Genomic DNA, 17,528 nt, shown 5'->3' with positions numbered 1-17,528 from the left:
CCCGTCCGCCGCGCTATGACGTCACTACGGCATTTGCCGTACTGTCATAGTCATCTGCTGATACCCCAAACCAATAGCTGATCTTATATCCAAACTGCGTCTCCGGGCCAAAATGCAGGCCGCTGTATTCCATCACATAGCGGTAGGGCAGATATCCTCCGTGCTTTAACCGGTACTTCATCCATGCCGTTCCCGGCGCCGCATCCTTGTCATAATACTTCACGGCTCCGATTACCGCCGGGGACGCTCCTCCCACATCGGCAAGCCCCACTCTCACGCCTCCTCCCGCATCCGTCAAATTCCCCGTATGAGACAGCGTGTAACTTGGCAACACCGGCTGCAGTTTGGCATATCCCGCAGTCTCATTGATTTCGGCTCCAAGTATCTTCCCGTCAATGGGACAGGCATTGTGATTCGTAATTTTTAAATCCAAACTGTAATCAGCAGTTCCGCCGCTGACCGTATGGTCTGTCCCGTCCGGCGTTAGATTAGCCATGGTTACTTTGATTGGCAGCGTCACACTCAAGGTCTTTCCTATGGCCCCCTTGACTGTCATCTGAATCTCATAGCGGCTGGTTCCCGACGGTCCTCCCGCCGCTTCCAGCAGGACATAACGGTCCTCCGGTTTCGTATAAGCGGCCGCCCGGCCAAGGCTCACACTGCTGACGTTCCCCAGGCCCACATCCACCGGGACACTCAGTGATGTGGCATTTAAGGACTCTGTCTTACCATTCAAGTCCACGGTTCCTGCAAGAAAGCCTAAGTTCTGGTTTGCATTGGTATAGCCGTATTTATGATAATTGCTGTCTGCCCCAGTCACACCCGCATCGACTCCTGTGGCACCAGCGGTTCCTGCATATGGCACCATGGTAAATTCCGCGCCTGCGGCCGCTGTGCTTCCAGGAGTAAATGTATCGTCCACCAAGCCAAAGGACCGGAGCTTCATGCCTGTGATGGTCACGGGATTTCCCCCGCTGTCTTTTAACGTTACGCTGCTTCCATCTACCGGGGTATCCTGGGCAAATTCCACAGTCATCACCGTCGGTGCCTTTAAGGTTGGATACCCTTTCGTTGTCTCTGAGTCCAGACTGGTGTACCACACCCGGTCTGTCCCAGTTCTTAAGGTTCCTCCGCTACCTAGGGTGTTCAGCCCGGTGACTGGTTCGTTGGTCTTCATCTGTGCCGTGGTCATACTAGTTACGCCGTTTCCGGAAGCCTTATCGTGAGCTGCGTTACTACTGTTTTTCTCCGTATCCGCATAGCAGTTCTCGATCTTCCCGTAATCAATCCTGGCAAATCTGGCTGTGGCCCCCGCATTATAGCAGTTTGATATCGTTCCGGAAAAATTACTCCCCACATCATCCCCCACAAAAGCTCCCACATACCATCCACCAGTCTGCAAGGTTCCTAAGTTATAACAGTCAGTAATCTCACACCCACCTCCGCTTACCGTAATGATGCATCCCGCCAACAGAGCGCTGTTATTCCCAGTTGATATGGTTTTGCTGCTGGCTCCAATCCCTAGCTGCCGGATTTTTGCCGGATACTGAATGGCTCCAAACAGACCCAGATAAGCGTCTCCCCTGATGTACATGCCGTCAATCTCATGTCTTCCGCCGTCAAAAGTCCCCTTATAAGGCTTCCCGTTTCCTCCGATTGGCTTCCACTGCAAGGCGCTGGTGATATTGGCTAAGTCTGTGCTTCCTGTGTAACCGGTGTATGGTTTGCCAAACAGATTTATGTCCGTTTCCAGTCTGATACATTTCCCGCTGTATCCCGCATAATCATGGTTCACCATATAGGCAAACCAGGCAAGATCCTCCGCACTTGCCAGCAGGTAAGGGTTTCCTTCGCTTCCATCCCCGGTTCCGGCCGTGCCTCCAGGCTTTGTCCAGACGAAGCCGGTGGAATCATGGGTGATCAGGCCGTTTTCCAGCCCCATTCCAATCTGGTCCCAGCTTTCTGCCGGTGGCAGGCCCTCTGCCGCCAGTGTTGGATAACTGGTTCCCACCGGGTCATAGGTCCAGGAGATATCATCCGCTCCCGTTCCCTGGCTCCGGCTCTGCCCGTTCAGCGCATATGCCGCCGCCCAGGACTTCATCACCTCCGTGCCCAGTCCAATTCCATGGATTCCGGCTCCTCCGCCTCCTCCACTGCTGTCCCACAGGGTTTTATCATAGTAGCAGTTGCTTGCTGCATCTGCATTCGTCCCGCTTCCTATGATTGCCCCTTTATTGTCTCCACCAGGTACCGTCACGGTTCCCGTATTGTAACAATTCATTATCGTCTGGCCATTCAGGCTGCTTCCTACATTTCCTATAATTCCGCCTGCTGTGTTCCTGCCATCCACGGTTCCCCAGTTATAACAGTTTTTAACTTTTAATTCTGACCCGGATGCAGTTGTTGCAAACCCGCCTATGATTCCTCCGGCATACTGGCCGTTCACATCCGCCTGGTCTCCTACACGGCTTCCGGCTGTGGTATAACAGCCCTCCAGCTGCAGTCCACCTGTACTGCACAGTCCCACAATCCCTCCTGAATACCGGGTATTTTCATTCCTAATATTTCCGGCATTCCAGCATGACTTAATTACTACACCAGCTGCACTGGCATCAATTCCCCCCGTGATTCCTCCGCCTCCCACCAGCACCGTACCACCGTTTGTTCTGGCAAAAGTAAGGCTTCCCGTATTCCGGCAGTTCTTAATCACCGCCCCGTTCCCCTCTATCATTCCGGTGATTCCTCCCGCCGCGCCGCCACTGCTTCCTGTTACAAGAAGCTGGGCGTTGGACAGAGCCAGATCGTAGATTCCCGCTCCGGTGCCGATACTTCCAAACAGACCGACACTTACCATGTCTGGAAGCCCCTGGGCTCTCATATCAGAAACCGTATGCCCATTTCCCTGAAAGATTCCTGTATAGGGCGTCGTTCCCATCGAATAGCCAATGGGTATCCAGTTCAATGCCCTGGATAAGCCGGCGGTATCTCCCGGCACATAGGTGGAACCGGTATACTGCTCTCCAAACAGGCTGATGTCTGCTTTCAGTTCCCCGCAGATGCCGGACTGGCCGGCTACGTTATTCACCTGATAGGCAAACCAGGCCAGTTCCGCCGCCGTTTTGATCTGGTAGGGATTCGCCTGCTGGCCGGCAGTTGCCGTATTGGACGGTGTTTTCAACGACGGTTTGAAACTGTCAAGACATCCAATATCTGCCCAGCTGTCATAACCGCTCCCGATAATAGGATATCCGTCATTCATAAGTTCTCCGTCTGCCGAATCCCTACGCTGCCAGAGATTTGACATGCCGGCATTCAGCCGTTCCAAAAGCCCACCCGAAGTTTCGGCCACGGCCGTATTCATGGCCGCGCTGGTGAGTGGACCGGTATCGCTGCTCCCGGCTCCCCCACCGGAAACCACCTCCAGGGTTCCGGAAGCCACACTGGTCTCACTATCCCAAAAGCAATGCGAAATGCCGGCTCCTGTGCCCGCATTGTAAGCCGCAAAATTCCCTGCAATGGCTCCCGGGGAACCGCTTATTCCTGTAATCAGACCGGTTGTATAACTGTTGGAAATCAGCTGCACATTGACGGCATCCGCCTCGCAGGCACCGACAAATGCACCGGTTCTGCTTCCGGTTCTGCCTTCCACCTTCGCGCGGTTATAACAGTTTTGTATGGTAATGCCGGCATTTCCACCGACACTGACAACCGCACCCGCAAATCCGGCGGTTCCCTTCTCGACGGTATCATCCGCTGACGTGTTTTTCACACTGCTGGTAGGCGCTAAACCGGCCTTCTTTATCACAGCCCCGCCTCCCATATATCCAAACAGCCCTGCGGAGCCTTCCTGCTCGACCTTCATGTAGCTGATCAACCTGCCATTGCCATCAAAGGTGCCGGTATAAGGAGACGTGCTTGTCCCCATAGGAATCCAGCGAAACGGCGCTCCGACGATTCCATCATAGGCACTTCCTCTTAAATCGATGTCATTCATCAGTTTTGCGCAGAGCGCCGGACTGCCTTTATTCACCTGGTACATAAACCAGGCCAGCTGTTCTGCATTTTCAATTTCATAAGGGGTTGCCACAGCACCATCGCCGACCGTTGGTTTTGTCTTATCGGTTGGGAGCAGTCCTACCTCCAGCGCCTCTCCCGCTTTCTCCCAGTCACACGGCTCAAGTACACCAAATGACGGATAATCTCCTGGATTATACTTCCATCCGCCATCCAAGGTTTCTTCGTTCAGTTTATATGCCAGATACCAGCTTTTGGACTGTGCCGTTGTCATACCCAATACACTGCCTGATCCGCTGTACCCAATTCCAGCGCCAGTAAACAGCTGTTTGTCATAATAGCAATTACTGTACGTTCCATACTTCGCACCAACTCCGCCGGTACCAAAATTGCCTCTCACAGTGGAAGCATTAAAACAGTTCTGAACTATGACACCTGCATAGCAGCTGGCCAGGACACCGCCGGTATATTCTCCCCCTACTATCGCTCCACGGTTATAACAATTGCGAACAATATTGTTGCCTTCCGTTCTGAAACCTCCACAGACGCCTCCCACTTCGGCTTTTCCAGTGCTGTCAATTCGTCCGGTATTGAAACAGCCTTCCAGCAGCAGACCGCCGCCCTCACATCCACCTACAACTCCGCCGAGATTCCCCCTCCCTCTTATATCGGCCCGGTTCCAGCAGCCAATAATCTGACAATTGGCGCCGGTCACATGTCCCACGATAGCACCTGCATTGTTGGCGGTTGCCGAAATGCTTGCAGTATCCACTCCAATATTTTTGACAATACCCTGATTTCCCAGGCTGCCGATCAGCCCCACTTCCCCGGCGCTCTCCAGTTTCAAATTCGTCAGCGAATGGCCGCCTCCGTCAAAGGTCCCCTGATAATCTGCCATAGGAATCCATTGCAGGGCATTTCCCGGTGACACAGTGGTATTTGTGTTATAAATTCCTCCGAACATATCTAAATTGTCGGTTACCATGGCGCATATTTCTTTGTTTCCCTGGTTTACCAGATAGGCAAACAGGGCCAGTTCCGGGGCGCTTCCAATCTGGTAGGGATCGGCTGTTGTCCCTCCTCCGCTTAGCGTGGTCCCATTTTGACTTAACTCCTCTCCAACCACAGCCCAGCTTGAATAGGTGCTTAATGTCGCCACAGCCTCTGTCCGGGCAGTGATGGCGTAGTTCCTGGATATTCCACCTATGGTTGCCTTCAATTTGACTTCACTGTTTTCCGTTGTCCCGGAGCCATTATTTTCCTGGTTCCCAGGCAGCGGTTCTTCCTGGGGGATAAAGGCTTTCGTCTCTGTGCTTTCGGATGCTTCCCCGCTGTCAAAACCGACCTCCCCAGACTGGAGATTAGCTTGCACCTGAGGAACGTCATACATGGAGACCGTGGCGCCCGGCCCAATCACGACCTGGTTTAAGTCATCAATCTCTGCATTTCCTTCCGTATCCCACTGGATTGCTTCCCCGTCAATCTCCGGCGGAAGTACAATATTACCGCTGTTTATCCACTGTGCCAGAGTGTTCCCCTCCGGCAGGACCAGCGCAATCACCGAGGCCCTGGAATAAGACCGTGCGGTTTCATTTTCAATTTCTGAAAAATATACCGTCTGTGGATAAGCATGTTCCGTCCGGTACCAGGTTCCCGGTATCTGGGCGTCAGCCCCTGTCATACGGATCGTGTCCAGCCCCATCAGTTCAAACCCGGACGGCAGTTCTTCGTCCTGACCATCCTGGGATGGGCCGGCGTCAGACGGACTGGCTGCCTCCCATTCCTCTGTCTCCTGTTCCTCTGCCTCCCATTCCTCCGCCTCCACACAGGCCATCTGCCTGTCATATACACACCCGGACAGGTTACCTGTTCCTGCCGCGGTAAATGCTCCCCGCACTGTTCCGAAGTTTCCGATTGTCACAGTACTGTAACTGTTTTGAACGGTTCCGTCATTGACAGCGGTAAATCCGCCTGACACACCGTCATTCTCTACGAGACCGGCTGCGTAGCTGTTCTCTGCCACAGTCTCCTGTCCGATGATACCTGTGAATCCACCTGCATAAGTGGGGATTTCTCCAAGACTGGAACCTATGGTCACAAGCGCAAAGCTGTCAGCCAGCAGTGACGTTCCCGCCGTCTGAGCCACAAGGCCGCCCACGGCCACCCGTTCTGCTGTGACCAGGATATAGAGATCACCGTTTGGATTCCCAATATATTCCAGTTCCTCCTCCGGCACTTCTTCCGGTTTTGTTCCGTCCGGACTGCCCGGTGTCTCCTCCGCATCGGAGGGAGTCGCATCGGAAGGACTGGCGGTAAGGAAGGCTTCCATATTCGAATCCACCACATCCGCTGTCTTCATCATCAGCTTTTGCCGGTCCATAGGTCTGTAACCGATGGTTTCAGATTCACTACGCTGTTCTTTTGCACTCCCGGCCGCAGGATTGTTCCCTGCCACTGTGCTTTCCGCATTTCCGGTTATGTCTTCACCCGAAGGGGCTTTTGTCTCCTGGCTGGTTTCCGGTGCAGTGTCCGCTGCCTCCTGATTTTCTGACGGTTCACTGGGATTTGAATCCTGTGGCAGACTTCCTGTTTCCTCCGGGGAAATGCTGCCGGATGTTTCAGTTTCCAACTCTCCAGCATGGCTGCTTTCTGGCACTGTGGAATCTGGCACTGTGGAATCCGATACTGTGGATTCTGGTACTGTCGAATCTGGCACTGTCGAATCCGGCTCTGTGGAATCCGGCTCTGTGGAATCCGGTCCGTTCTCCTCCTCTTCCCTTGAAGTGTCACCGATTCCAGTATCCATACCGGTCCCCGGCCCTCCCCCTGCGCCACCGGTCTCAATATCCTCCAGGCTCCCTTCAGCCTCTATTTCTTCCTCCATTCCCGGCCCTTTTTTCTGTTCATCCGTATCAGAAAGACTGCCCTTGGCCAGCTGATACTCTGCTTCCGATGGGCTGGCCGTATAAATTTCCCCGCTTATTCCGCAGTTTTTGATGGACGAATCCACTGCCAGGGCCGCCAGCACACCGTATCCATCCACATAGCCTTCCCCATCGTAATAGGTAAACGGATGCTCAATGAGCGCTTCGCTCAGGAACAGATTTTCAATCTCTGCTCCCTCCACCACGCCAAATAACGGTCTGCCCAGCCCGCTTATCACATGTCCATTCCCGTCAAATGCTCCCGTAAACGGTTCTATATTGTTCCCAATGGACTGATACAGCCAGTCCAGTTCCAAATCCTCCTCAAGCCGGTATCTTCCATTTAAGTTATATTCTTCATTCTCCTGATCCAGTAAATACTGCTCCAGTTCCTCTTCCGTATAGATCAGTACTGTCTCACGGCTCTTGGCACGGACCGTACCCATGCTGTTCGCCACATAGCAGACAACCGCCGCCACCAGCACACAGCCAATTCCAGCCAGCAGGCAGGACAGCTTTTTTCCCTTCAGTTTCTTATGTAATATAAAATGGCTCATGCGTTGTACTCCCCCAATCTTTTATCTTCCTTTCCTGGCAATCCACACAACCTTCCCCAGCACGTCCTCTGACGGCACGGTTCCCACGTTGCTGTCGCGGCTGTCCACGGATTCTGCACGGTTATCTCCCAGCACCAGGTACTGCCCATTCATGACCGTCTGCGGCGCCCCAAGCGGTTCTCTATCTTTCTCATCCCCCGGTTTTGTCAGGGTAACATATTCTTCCCGTTCTTCCACTCCATTGAGCACCACACGGCTTCCTGTCCGGTTCATCTCCACACGGTCTCCAGGCAGTCCCGCCACCCGCTTCACCATGATTTCCCCGTTTTTCTCAAACACGATCACATCGTCCCGGCGGATTCCCCGGCCTCTCCGGCTGTACACAATCCAGTCCCCGTCATTGAGATAGGGATACATGGAATTCCCAGATACCCGGTCGACTCCAATCTGATACCCAAACAGCCAGACGACACATAAAACGGCACAAAGGATACCTGCCAACAGTCTCATATTCCTGCGTTTATGCCTCGTAAAATAGCGCCTTATCTCCACACGGACACGCCGGCGCAGCTGCTTTTCCAGCCTCTGTACGGCTTCTGCTCCTGTTTTTTCCCCAGATTCCAGCCCTGCCTCTCCCCATCCCATCTCTAAGACCTTCACAATATCCCAGAGATAACACAGCACCTGCCCTTCCTCAAAGCCTCCGACGCGGACTGTGCGAAAATGGGAACTCTTTTTTCCTTTTATCCCTCGGCTTTTCCGCTTCTGTCTGCGGGACTGCCCCTTTTTTTCGACCGTCTCCACGGACCGGCACCTTCCTTTACTCTGTAATATGCATTACCGGGTGGCGGATTGTTTTATGGTCATCATGAGCGGAGCGTTTTGCAGCCGTCCACCGGTCTGGCGAAGCGGTTATTTTCATAATTTCCGGGATTTTTGAATATCGGAGTCCGTTATTTGACTGTTCCACATGATTTTTTTGATGATTAGATCTGATTTTCCAGATAATAAAAAACGGCTCTTACCAATTTAGGCACGCCAAAAAGGCGATTTTGCCTGAATAAGCGCCATCACCGGATTTCTAGCCCATGGCCCCACATTTCTGCGAACTTTTTATCGTATTTTGCAATTTTTTCTATTCCAAACCTTGCAATTTTTACGAAAGTGGGTATAATAGACTATAATGTAAAGGAAATTTCTTTCAGAATTGATATTTGATACCGCATAATGCATATTATGGGGTATTTTTTTCGGCTAACCAAGCACCAGCTTCATCCGCGACATCTGCCGTCTGGGCTGTTCTTCCGTGGTCATTGTATAAATCCGTGTCGTGTTAATATTCGAATGTCCCAATAAATCCATCAGGCGAACCACATCCTTTTCTATACTGTAAAAGATTCTTGCAAATAAATGCCGCAGATTATGAGGGAATATTTTTGCCGTATCCACTCCCGCCTCTCTCCCCAGCTGTTTCATTCTCTTACTCACATTACTCCGGTCCATGGGGTTCCCGTGTTTTGTAACAAAAATACTGCCAGTTCCAATTCCACTTTTCCTGCAATACTTTTTCAACAGCCTGGTCAGTTCCACCGGCAGTAAAACCACCCGCGACTTCCCCTTATTATAGATCTCGGCTCTCCCAGTCTCCAACGATTCCACTGTGATAAATTTCAACTCACTGATTCGAATCCCGGTACTTCCAATCGTCTGGATCAGCATACTCATCTTGTCATCCCCATTTTTTTGTGCCGCCCGTATCAGTTTCCCGTAATCCTTTTCCGTCATCTCCGTCTCCGGCCGGCTGTACAGCGCCCGCTGTATCTTAAACAGTTTCACCTTCAGCTCTTCCCATCCTGCAAATACAAAAAAGCTGTTCAGCGCTGCCAGCATGGAGTTCGCACTGGAAACTTTATAACGTTCACGTAGGAACTGTTTATATTCCCGTACCTTCTCCCGGTTTACGGTCCGGTCTTCCCCCACACCTTCTGACAAATAGTTCCTGAATCCCTTCACATCCCGCAGATATTTCTCTACCGTGGCCTGGCTTCTCTCCTCCCCCCATAAATACTCCCGGTACCCCTTCAGCATTTCATCTGTTATCTTCCGCATTTCACCCATCATGTTCATATTTTTGCGTACTTCCATGATAAAAAAATCCTCCTTTATGAGATTGTATGATACCACCTACTTTAAATGCAAATGGAAAAAATTGCAAGGAAATTTGCAATTACATAAAAAAGGCACGCCCCAGTATCTTCTGGCACATGCCTGTCACAATTTTTCTAAGATAATCCCCATCCCCCTGGCTCTGCTCATACCTCTCTACATCAACATCTCGTCCCGCAGCGAGCACACCTCATTAAAAAACGCATTATCATAAGCCGTCATCTCATACGCTTTCTGGCAGATAAGCACATCCCGGTACCGCCTCTTCATATCCGTGCACCGCTTCATAATCAGCCCATTCTGATCCAGAATCCGCTCCGGCATGGGCGATACCCACATATATGTATCCATATTGGTCTGTAAAAGGCTTATCTGGCTGGCCCTCTCGAACACATAAATTCGATTTTGGGTCCCAGTATAGCCGTTAAAATCCGAAAACGCCGTAGAAAGATTGATATCCCCGTGAAGAATCTCCGTATATTCCGTCAAATCCTCGTACAAAACCTCCTCCCTGATGGCGAGTGGATGATTCTCCGACATCAGCACCAGCGGCTCGTACTTCCAGATCAGCTTGTCCTCCAGGCCATTCTCCTTGAGCACCTGGGAATAATACTTCTCAAACTCCAGCGGATAGCGGATAATCCCCAGCTTGCACCGTCCCTCCGACACATCCTCGATGGTCTCCATGGCGCTGGTCTCCCTGACCCATAGTTCTACGCCTTTTGAGCGGTCTAAACCTCTGACAAACCAGGAAAATGCTTCACTGATGTATGTGGCTCTCGGAATCGAAAGGCTGAATTCAATCTTCTGCCGGTCCTTAGGTCTGCACAGGGCTTCCATCTCATCAATCTGCGATATAATGTTTTGAGCATACTTTAAGAAGACCCTGCCCTGCTGGGTAGGAACTACGCCTTTGGGTGTCCGTTTAAAGATGGGCGCTCCTGAAGTCACTTCCAGCGACTTGACCGCCTGGTTTAAGCTCGCCTGCTCCACATAAAGGTTGACTGCCGCCTCCGTAAAGGAACCGGTCTTCTCAACTTCCAGTGCATAACGCAAATATTCAGTATTCAAAGCGGACTTCCATTCCTTTCCTGCCAAATTCATACATATAGTAAAATTATACTTCTTTTCTCCGGCAGTGTCAATCAAAGTTACTGCTCACTTCCCAGCCCCAGTGCGCAGTAACCAATCGTAACCAGCGAAAGCCGCCCCTATTTATCAGGGCAGCTTCTTTAAAATGCTGTCGATATCCGTCTTCTTTCCAATCACCATCAGGTGCTCGTCCTCCTGAATCACATAGGTGGCCGGCGGCATCAGCTTGGCTTTGCCCTCTTTCTTCGTTGCCAGCACGCTGATATGGTACTTGTGGCGGATATTGGCCTCCACCAGATTCTTCCCCACCCACTCCGGCAGCGGCGGTATCTCATAGATGGAGAATTCATCCGTCAGCTCAATATAATCAAACACATGGTTGGCGCTGTAACGCACCGCCAGCTTCTCCGCGATATCCCTGTCCGGGTAAATGACCTCGTCCGCCCCGTTTCGCAGCAGGAATTTGGCGTGAATATCACGGTTGGCCTTACTGATGACATGGCGTCCGCCCAGTTCCTTCACCAGACTGGTAATCTCCAGACTGCTCTGGAAGTTGGTGCCAATGCAGACAAAAATCAAATCAAAATTGGCGATTCCCAGACTTCGAAGCACCGCCTCGTTGGTACAGTCGCCAATCTTGGCGCTGACCACGTAGGGAAGCAGCTCCTCCAGTGTCTCCTCCTTGGCATCCACAATCATAATCTCATTGCCAAGCTCCGACAGATTCATGCACAGATGGCGCCCAAACCGCCCCATTCCAATAATCAAAATTGATTTCATATTAACTTCTCCTCTCTATCCAACCGTAATTCTCTCCACCGGCTGCTGAACATGGGCAATCTTCTTCTGCTGGGTAAATGCCAGCGCGAAGGACAAACTACCAATCCTGCCGCAGTACATCAGGATAATGATAATCACCCTGGAAAGCGGTATCAAATCTCTGGTAATCCCCGTGGTCATTCCCACGGTGCCGATAGCCGAAAATGTCTCAAACATCACATCCGCCATGGGCATGGCCTGCACTCCCATAATCACCAGGGAAGCGCTCAGCGCCAAAAACAGGTTGATGGTAAATATGGTACTGGCCCGCTTGATGGCGTCATCCTCCAGCCTTCTGCCAAACACATTTACCCCATAAGTCCGTTTAATGTTGGACACCACATAGAGCAGCAGCACCACGATGGTCGTCGTCTTCACACCGCCTGCCGTGGAGCCAGGGCTTCCGCCGATAAACATGAGAATCATGGTTAACAGCTTTCCGCCGTCGCTCATGGCCGCCACATCCGTGGTATTAAACCCGGCCGTCCTGGCCGTCACCGAGCCAAACAGAGAGGACAGGATTTTCCCGCTGACAGACATTCCCGCCAGCAGATTGTCCTTCTCAAATAAGTAGAATAAGAAGGCGCCTCCAAACACCAGCACCGCCGTGGCCAGCAGCACCACCTTGGTCTGGAGCAGGTATTTCTTCACCTTCCATTTGTGGGTGCTGACATCGTCCCACACGATAAATCCGATACCGCCGACGATAATCAGCGTCATAATCACCAGATTCACCAGCCAGTCATCGTAGTAGGCCACAAAGGAGCTGTACGGCTCCTGGTTGCCCATCAAGTCAAATCCCGCGTTACAGAAGGCGGATATGGAGTGAAAGATTCCGTAAAAAATCCCCTTCAGCGGACCGTACTGCGGCACAAACCGGAAGGCCAGAAGCACGGCCCCGGTCACCTCCAGAATAAAGGTCCCCAGAATAATCTTCTTCGCCAGCTTCACAATCCCGCCGATTTTCAGGGCCGACATGCTCTCCTGCATCAGCCCGCGCTGCTTTAGGCCGATTCTTCGCCTCAATATAATCGACACAAAGATTCCCACCGTGATAAATCCCAGCCCGCCTATCTGAATCATCACCAGAATCACCAGCTGCCCAAACAGCGTCCACTGGCTCCAGGTATCCACCACCACAAGTCCCGTCACACAGGAGGCGCTGGTGGCCGTGAACAGCGCGTTTAAGAATCCCACACTCTCCCCGTCCCTGCTGGCAAAGGGCAGCGTAAGCAATAACGCCCCCGACAAAATCAACACAAAGAATCCAAATGCAATAAACTGCGTCTGGGACATCGGCTTTCTGTGTTTTAAAAGCCGGCGTATTCCATCCTCTTCCATATCCCCTTTTAACCTTTCCGTATCAATTTCCGTATGACGATCTGCGCCAGTGCAAACAGTATAAATGCCGCCAGATTCACCAGCACCACGCTGGCCCCCGCAGGGGTGGAGAACCGGTAAGACATCACCATGCCGATGCCAAAGCAGACCACGGACACCACGCCTGCCGACAGCACCACGCCCCGGAAACTTTTAAACACCCGCATGGATGTCAGGGCCGGAAAGATAATCAGGCTGGAAATCAGCATCGCCCCCATCATCCGCATGCCCAGCACGATGGTCACCGCCGTCAGCACCGCAATCAGAATATTATACCAGGACACCCGCACTCCCGTCGCCTTGGCGAAGCTCTCGTCAAATGTCACTGCAAAAATCTTGTTATAGCAAAACAAAAACAGTCCCAGCACAATCACCGAAAGCGCCACCGAAAGCCGCACATCCGAAGGGCTCATGGCCAGAATACTGCCAAACATGTAGCTGCTCACATCCGTGGTCATCCCCGTTGTCATGGACGTCACCACGATACCAACCGCCAGGGCCGACGCCGATATCATGGCGATGGCCGCGTCGCTTTTCATTTTCCCGTTCTCCGTAATCCGAAGGAGGAAAAATGCCGCCAGCACCACCACCGGAATCGACAGCTTTAACGGCGACCAGCCGATAGCCAGGGCCACCGACAGCGCCCCGAAGGACACATGGGACAGTCCGTCCCCAATCATGGAATACCGCTTCAGCACCAGGCTGACTCCCAGCAAGGACGCGCACAGGGACACCAGAATCCCGCCCACCAGCGCGCGCACCAGAAACGGGTAGGACAACATCTCTCTCACCAGCTCCATCACCCGTCACCTCCCAGAAATTTCTGTCCGGTACTGCTCTTTTGGTACTCCTCGGCACTGCCGTAAAACAGGACATTCTGCTGTAAATGCAGGATTTTGTTGGCCTGCCCCACTATATTTTTGATATCATGGGAAACCATGAGAATCGTCACCTTCTCCTCCCGGTTTAACCGCTTGATCAAATGATAGAAATCCTGGCTGGCCGACGGGTCCAGGCCCGTGATTGGCTCATCCAGAATCAACATTTTATCCGTAGCACAGAGGGCTCTCGCAATCAACGCCCTCTGCTGCTGCCCGCCGGACAGTTCCCGGTAACAGTGCTTTTTCAAATCCAGAATCCCCAGCTTCTCCATATTGGAGACAGCTAAATCCTTCTCCGCCTTTGAATAAAAGGGGCGGTTTCCTCTCCGGCTCAGGCACCCGGATATCACCACCTCGCCTACCGTGGCCGGAAAATCCTTCTGGGCCGCCGTCTGCTGCGGCAGATAGCCGATGCCGGTGCGTTTCAGCTCGTCGGCAACCGTCAACGTTCCGCCGGTTGGCTTTAGAAGGCCAAGCAGGCCCTTTATCAGCGTACTCTTGCCGGAGCCATTTTCCCCAACGACACACAGATAGTCACCGGGATTTAACTCCATGGTCACGTCAATGACCGCGTCATGGTTCTCATAACCAAAATCCACATGACTGCATACGATTAATGGACTCATTCATCTAATCCTTTTCTCAGATTCTCTACATTGCTCTCCATCAGCTCCAGATAGGTGACGCCGCTGTCAAACTGGGCACGGGTCACATTGTGGCAGGAGTGAAGCAGCAGCGGTTCGGCCCCCGTCTCCTCACTGATGATTTCCGAGACCCGGTGGCTTGACAGCTCCAGGTAGTAAACCGCAGGAATCTGCTCTTCTTTTACTTTATCTATCAGGTAGGCGATGGTCTTCGCGCTCGGCTCCGTGTCCGCACTGCACCCGGAAAATGCCGCCCGGTAGCGAAGGCCGTACTCGTCGGCCAGATACCGGAAGGGGAATTTATCGCCTACGATAATCATATTTCTCTTTTCATGTTTTACCACATCCAGGAACTGCCCGTGAAGCGTGGAAAGCTGCTGCAGATAGGCATCCCGGTTCGCCTGATAAACTTCACGGTGGGCTTCATCCGCCTCCATCAGCGTATCGGCAATAATTTCCACCAGCTTCATGGCGTTGACCGGGGAGGTCCAGATGTGTTCGTCGTACTCGATCTCCACCTGATGGCCGTCGTCATCGGTAAAGCTGTCTATCACATGGTCGTGGGCTTCCTCCGCCTCGTGGTCATGGGCTTCCTCCGCCTCATGGTCGCTGGCTGTCACGTGGTCGTGTCCCTCGTGGGAAGCGTCCTCCATTCCCTCCACATGCTCCTCTTCCAGCACATCCACGTAATCCATCAGGGATACCACCGTCATGTGGGAGGTGTCAACCGCGTCCAGCACCTGGGCCAGCCACTGCTCCATCTCGCCGCCGTTGGATATCAGCACATCCGCGTTCTGGATGGTCAGCATATCCGCCGGAGTCGGCTCAAAGGAATGGCTGTCCATCCCCGCCGGAATCACCATGGTAAGCTCCACGTCGTCCCCGGCTATCTGTCTGACAAAATCATAGTAGGGAAATAATGTGGTCACCACATTCAGTTTTCCGGAATCCTCCTGGGGTTTCATCCCCTCCGCACCGGGCTGGCGCCCGCAGCCGCCAAGCAAAAGAGCCGCAGCCACGGCTCCCAATATCCATTTGTGTACCGGTCTTTTCATAGTACCTCCGTCTATCAATGCATATCAGTATATCACACTTGCCCCCCAAAAAACAAGGGGCGCAGAAGTTCAGTTTCCGTCATTTTATTCACTCACCACCACCTGGCTTAAGCTGCGGCCGGAGACAATCTCCCTCATGGCCGTCTCCTTCACCATATCGTACTGCCGGAATATCTCCTCGGCCCGCTCCCGGTTGTGATACACCTTCCAGTAGCGCTCCGTCAGACAGTTTTTTCCACCGTTTCTGATAAAACCTTCCACATCTTCCACCGGATACTCCAGAATCACACCAAGCTCATGGGGAAATGCCCAGCGTTTCTCCACATAATCCGCATACCGTTTTCGAAGTCTTATCAGAACTCCCGACACGCTTCTGTCCAGATAGCCGTATCCTGCCAGAAACCGTCTCACCTCCGGCCGTTTTAAATATTCCTCCAGCGCGTCATACCGGTATAAGAATAAAATTTCCCGGCCCCGGCCAGAATACAGGGGAGTACAGATGACCTGGCTGCCGCCAAGATACTGTTTTATCAGTCCGCAGGTTCCCGGTTTCACCGTGATAAGATTGGATACCTTGACGCCTTTCAGCACCGGCGCGCACTGGGCCACCACCTTGAATCCCAGCTTTTCTTCCAGACTGCAGGTTGATAAAAATGCTAACATTACCTCAATTGACACGTTTGGCACTCTCCTTTTGCTGTTTGCTTTTGCGATGTTTCCTCTGCTTTTAGAATTCCCACTATCTTAAATAATATGTCGAACATTCTGCCCGTCCCCGTCTCCTTTGGGGACAGTGAAAAACCGCCCTTATCCTGCGATGATAAGAGCGGTTTAACAAGGAGTCATCGTCTCCATGGGTCAGATGGAGATAAACCTTTCGGTTTGGTCTGTATAGAATATTCACATGTAGTTAGTGTTTGCTAACTGCTATATATGTTAGCATATGCTAACCGAAAATGCAAGAGAAGAACATGACTCTTTTTTCTCAATAAGCCATGTTCTCCGGGTCCACATCTTATCTCGACAGCACTTCCGCTCCATCCTCCGTCACAAGCACCGTGTATTCCCACTGGGCCGTCAGACTTCCATCCTCCGTGTAGATGGTCCAGCCGTCTTCCTCGTCCTGGAACACCTCCTCGCCGCCTGCATTTATCATCGGCTCAATGGTGAAAATCATGCCAGGCACCAGCAGCATATCCGTTCCTCTCGTCCCGATATGGCTGACCCACGGCTCCTCGTGGAACTGAACGCCCACGCCGTGGCCGCCAATCTCCCGGACCACCGTAAATCCATTTTGATAGGCGCACTCCGAGATCACCGCGCCGATATCGCCCAGATGTCCCCAGGGTTTTACCTCCTGCAGTCCCAAATCCGTACATTTTTTCGTCACCTCCACCAGTTTCCTGGCCTCGTCGGACACATTTCCAATACAGTACATCCGGGACGCGTCGCCGTAATAGCCGTCCACGATGGTGGTCACATCCACATTGATAATGTCCCCGTCCTTCAAAATGCACTCCGCCGACGGAATGCCGTGGCAGACCACGTCGTTGACCGAGGTGCACACGCTCTTTGGAAAACCGTCATAATTCAGGGGCGCCGGAATTCCTCCCAGCTCCAGGGTGTTCCGATGCACAAACTCGTTGATTTCCTCCGTGCTGATACCTGCCTTGATGATGGAATCCACCCGGTTCAAAATCTCCGTATTCACCGCCCCGGCCTTTCTGATTCCCGCTATCTGGGCGGGCGTCTTAATCATCTCGCGGTCCGGAACCATATGTCCCGCCATCCTGTACCTCATAATCTTCTGGTCAAATGCCATATGACAGTTCTTGTACTTCACACCACTGCCACACCAACACGCATCATTTCTGCCTAATTTCATGTCTCATAATCTTCTTTCTATCTGCTCTCTATTTTTAATCCTATGTATTTCAAACGAATACTGCCATTTTGCATCATTCCGGGGCAATTGTCAACCGCTTATTGCTCCCGG

At 52.2% G+C, this 17,528-nt stretch carries 11 protein-coding genes; all 11 read right to left on the bottom strand.

The window, feature by feature from the left end:
- Positions 1–13 precede the first annotated feature (13 nt).
- On the bottom strand, positions 14–7,495 hold the full coding sequence (locus HMPREF9473_RS06715; RefSeq protein WP_006779319.1) for a hypothetical protein: 7,482 nt from the start codon (positions 7,493–7,495) through the stop codon (positions 14–16).
- A gap of 21 nt (positions 7,496–7,516) precedes the next feature.
- A complete protein-coding gene (gene lepB, locus HMPREF9473_RS06710) occupies positions 7,517–8,299 on the bottom strand; it encodes a signal peptidase I (RefSeq protein WP_006779318.1) in 783 nt (260 codons plus the stop codon).
- A gap of 450 nt (positions 8,300–8,749) precedes the next feature.
- Positions 8,750–9,640 carry a tyrosine-type recombinase/integrase gene (locus HMPREF9473_RS06705; RefSeq protein WP_006779317.1) on the bottom strand — a complete coding sequence of 297 codons (891 nt, stop codon included), beginning with the start codon at positions 9,638–9,640 and terminating at the stop codon, positions 8,750–8,752.
- 177 nt (positions 9,641–9,817) lie between these two features.
- Entirely contained in the window at positions 9,818–10,765 is a 948-nt protein-coding gene (locus HMPREF9473_RS06700; protein WP_242830785.1) for a LysR family transcriptional regulator, read from the bottom strand.
- Positions 10,766–10,879: 114 nt separating this feature from the next.
- Entirely contained in the window at positions 10,880–11,533 is a 654-nt protein-coding gene (locus HMPREF9473_RS06695) for a potassium channel family protein (RefSeq protein WP_006779315.1), read from the bottom strand.
- 15 nt (positions 11,534–11,548) lie between these two features.
- Positions 11,549–12,913 carry a TrkH family potassium uptake protein gene (locus HMPREF9473_RS06690; RefSeq protein WP_006779314.1) on the bottom strand — a complete coding sequence of 455 codons (1,365 nt, stop codon included), beginning with the start codon at positions 12,911–12,913 and terminating at the stop codon, positions 11,549–11,551.
- 8 nt (positions 12,914–12,921) lie between these two features.
- Entirely contained in the window at positions 12,922–13,752 is an 831-nt protein-coding gene (locus HMPREF9473_RS06685) for a metal ABC transporter permease (RefSeq protein ID WP_006779313.1), read from the bottom strand.
- Positions 13,752–14,459 carry a metal ABC transporter ATP-binding protein gene (locus tag HMPREF9473_RS06680; RefSeq protein ID WP_006779312.1) on the bottom strand — a complete coding sequence of 236 codons (708 nt, stop codon included), beginning with the start codon at positions 14,457–14,459 and terminating at the stop codon, positions 13,752–13,754. The genes HMPREF9473_RS06685 and HMPREF9473_RS06680 overlap by 1 nt, the downstream gene beginning before the upstream one ends.
- Positions 14,456–15,532 carry a metal ABC transporter substrate-binding protein gene (locus HMPREF9473_RS06675; protein WP_006779311.1) on the bottom strand — a complete coding sequence of 359 codons (1,077 nt, stop codon included), beginning with the start codon at positions 15,530–15,532 and terminating at the stop codon, positions 14,456–14,458. The genes HMPREF9473_RS06680 and HMPREF9473_RS06675 overlap by 4 nt, the downstream gene beginning before the upstream one ends.
- Before the next feature lie 84 nt (positions 15,533–15,616).
- Positions 15,617–16,210 (bottom strand): DUF3793 family protein, encoded by a 594-nt coding sequence (locus tag HMPREF9473_RS06670; protein WP_006779310.1) that lies wholly within the window; start codon positions 16,208–16,210, stop codon positions 15,617–15,619.
- A 337-nt stretch (positions 16,211–16,547) separates the two neighbouring features.
- Positions 16,548–17,417 (bottom strand): methionyl aminopeptidase, encoded by an 870-nt coding sequence (locus HMPREF9473_RS06665; protein ID WP_006779309.1) that lies wholly within the window; start codon positions 17,415–17,417, stop codon positions 16,548–16,550.
- Positions 17,418–17,528 lie beyond the last annotated feature (111 nt).

Source organism: Hungatella hathewayi WAL-18680, assembly GCF_000235505.1.
Lineage (GTDB): Bacteria > Bacillota > Clostridia > Lachnospirales > Lachnospiraceae > Hungatella_A > Hungatella_A hathewayi_A.
The sequence above is the reverse complement of the archived record's forward strand: the minus strand, read 5'-3'. Positions and strand labels throughout refer to the sequence as shown.

Coding starts and splice junctions, on each gene's coding strand:
- HMPREF9473_RS06685 (WP_006779313.1), bottom strand. CDS start 13,752: ATGGAGCTGGTGAGAGAGATGTTGTCCTACCCGTTTCTGGTGCGCGCG.
- HMPREF9473_RS06700 (WP_242830785.1), bottom strand. CDS start 10,765: ATGAATTTGGCAGGAAAGGAATGGAAGTCCGCTTTGAATACTGAATAT.
- HMPREF9473_RS06715 (WP_006779319.1), bottom strand. CDS start 7,495: ATGAGCCATTTTATATTACATAAGAAACTGAAGGGAAAAAAGCTGTCC.
- HMPREF9473_RS06695 (WP_006779315.1), bottom strand. CDS start 11,533: ATGAAATCAATTTTGATTATTGGAATGGGGCGGTTTGGGCGCCATCTG.
- HMPREF9473_RS06665 (WP_006779309.1), bottom strand. CDS start 17,417: ATGAAATTAGGCAGAAATGATGCGTGTTGGTGTGGCAGTGGTGTGAAG.
- HMPREF9473_RS06690 (WP_006779314.1), bottom strand. CDS start 12,913: ATGGAAGAGGATGGAATACGCCGGCTTTTAAAACACAGAAAGCCGATG.
- HMPREF9473_RS06675 (WP_006779311.1), bottom strand. CDS start 15,532: ATGAAAAGACCGGTACACAAATGGATATTGGGAGCCGTGGCTGCGGCT.
- HMPREF9473_RS06705 (WP_006779317.1), bottom strand. CDS start 9,640: ATGGAAGTACGCAAAAATATGAACATGATGGGTGAAATGCGGAAGATA.
- HMPREF9473_RS06680 (WP_006779312.1), bottom strand. CDS start 14,459: ATGAGTCCATTAATCGTATGCAGTCATGTGGATTTTGGTTATGAGAAC.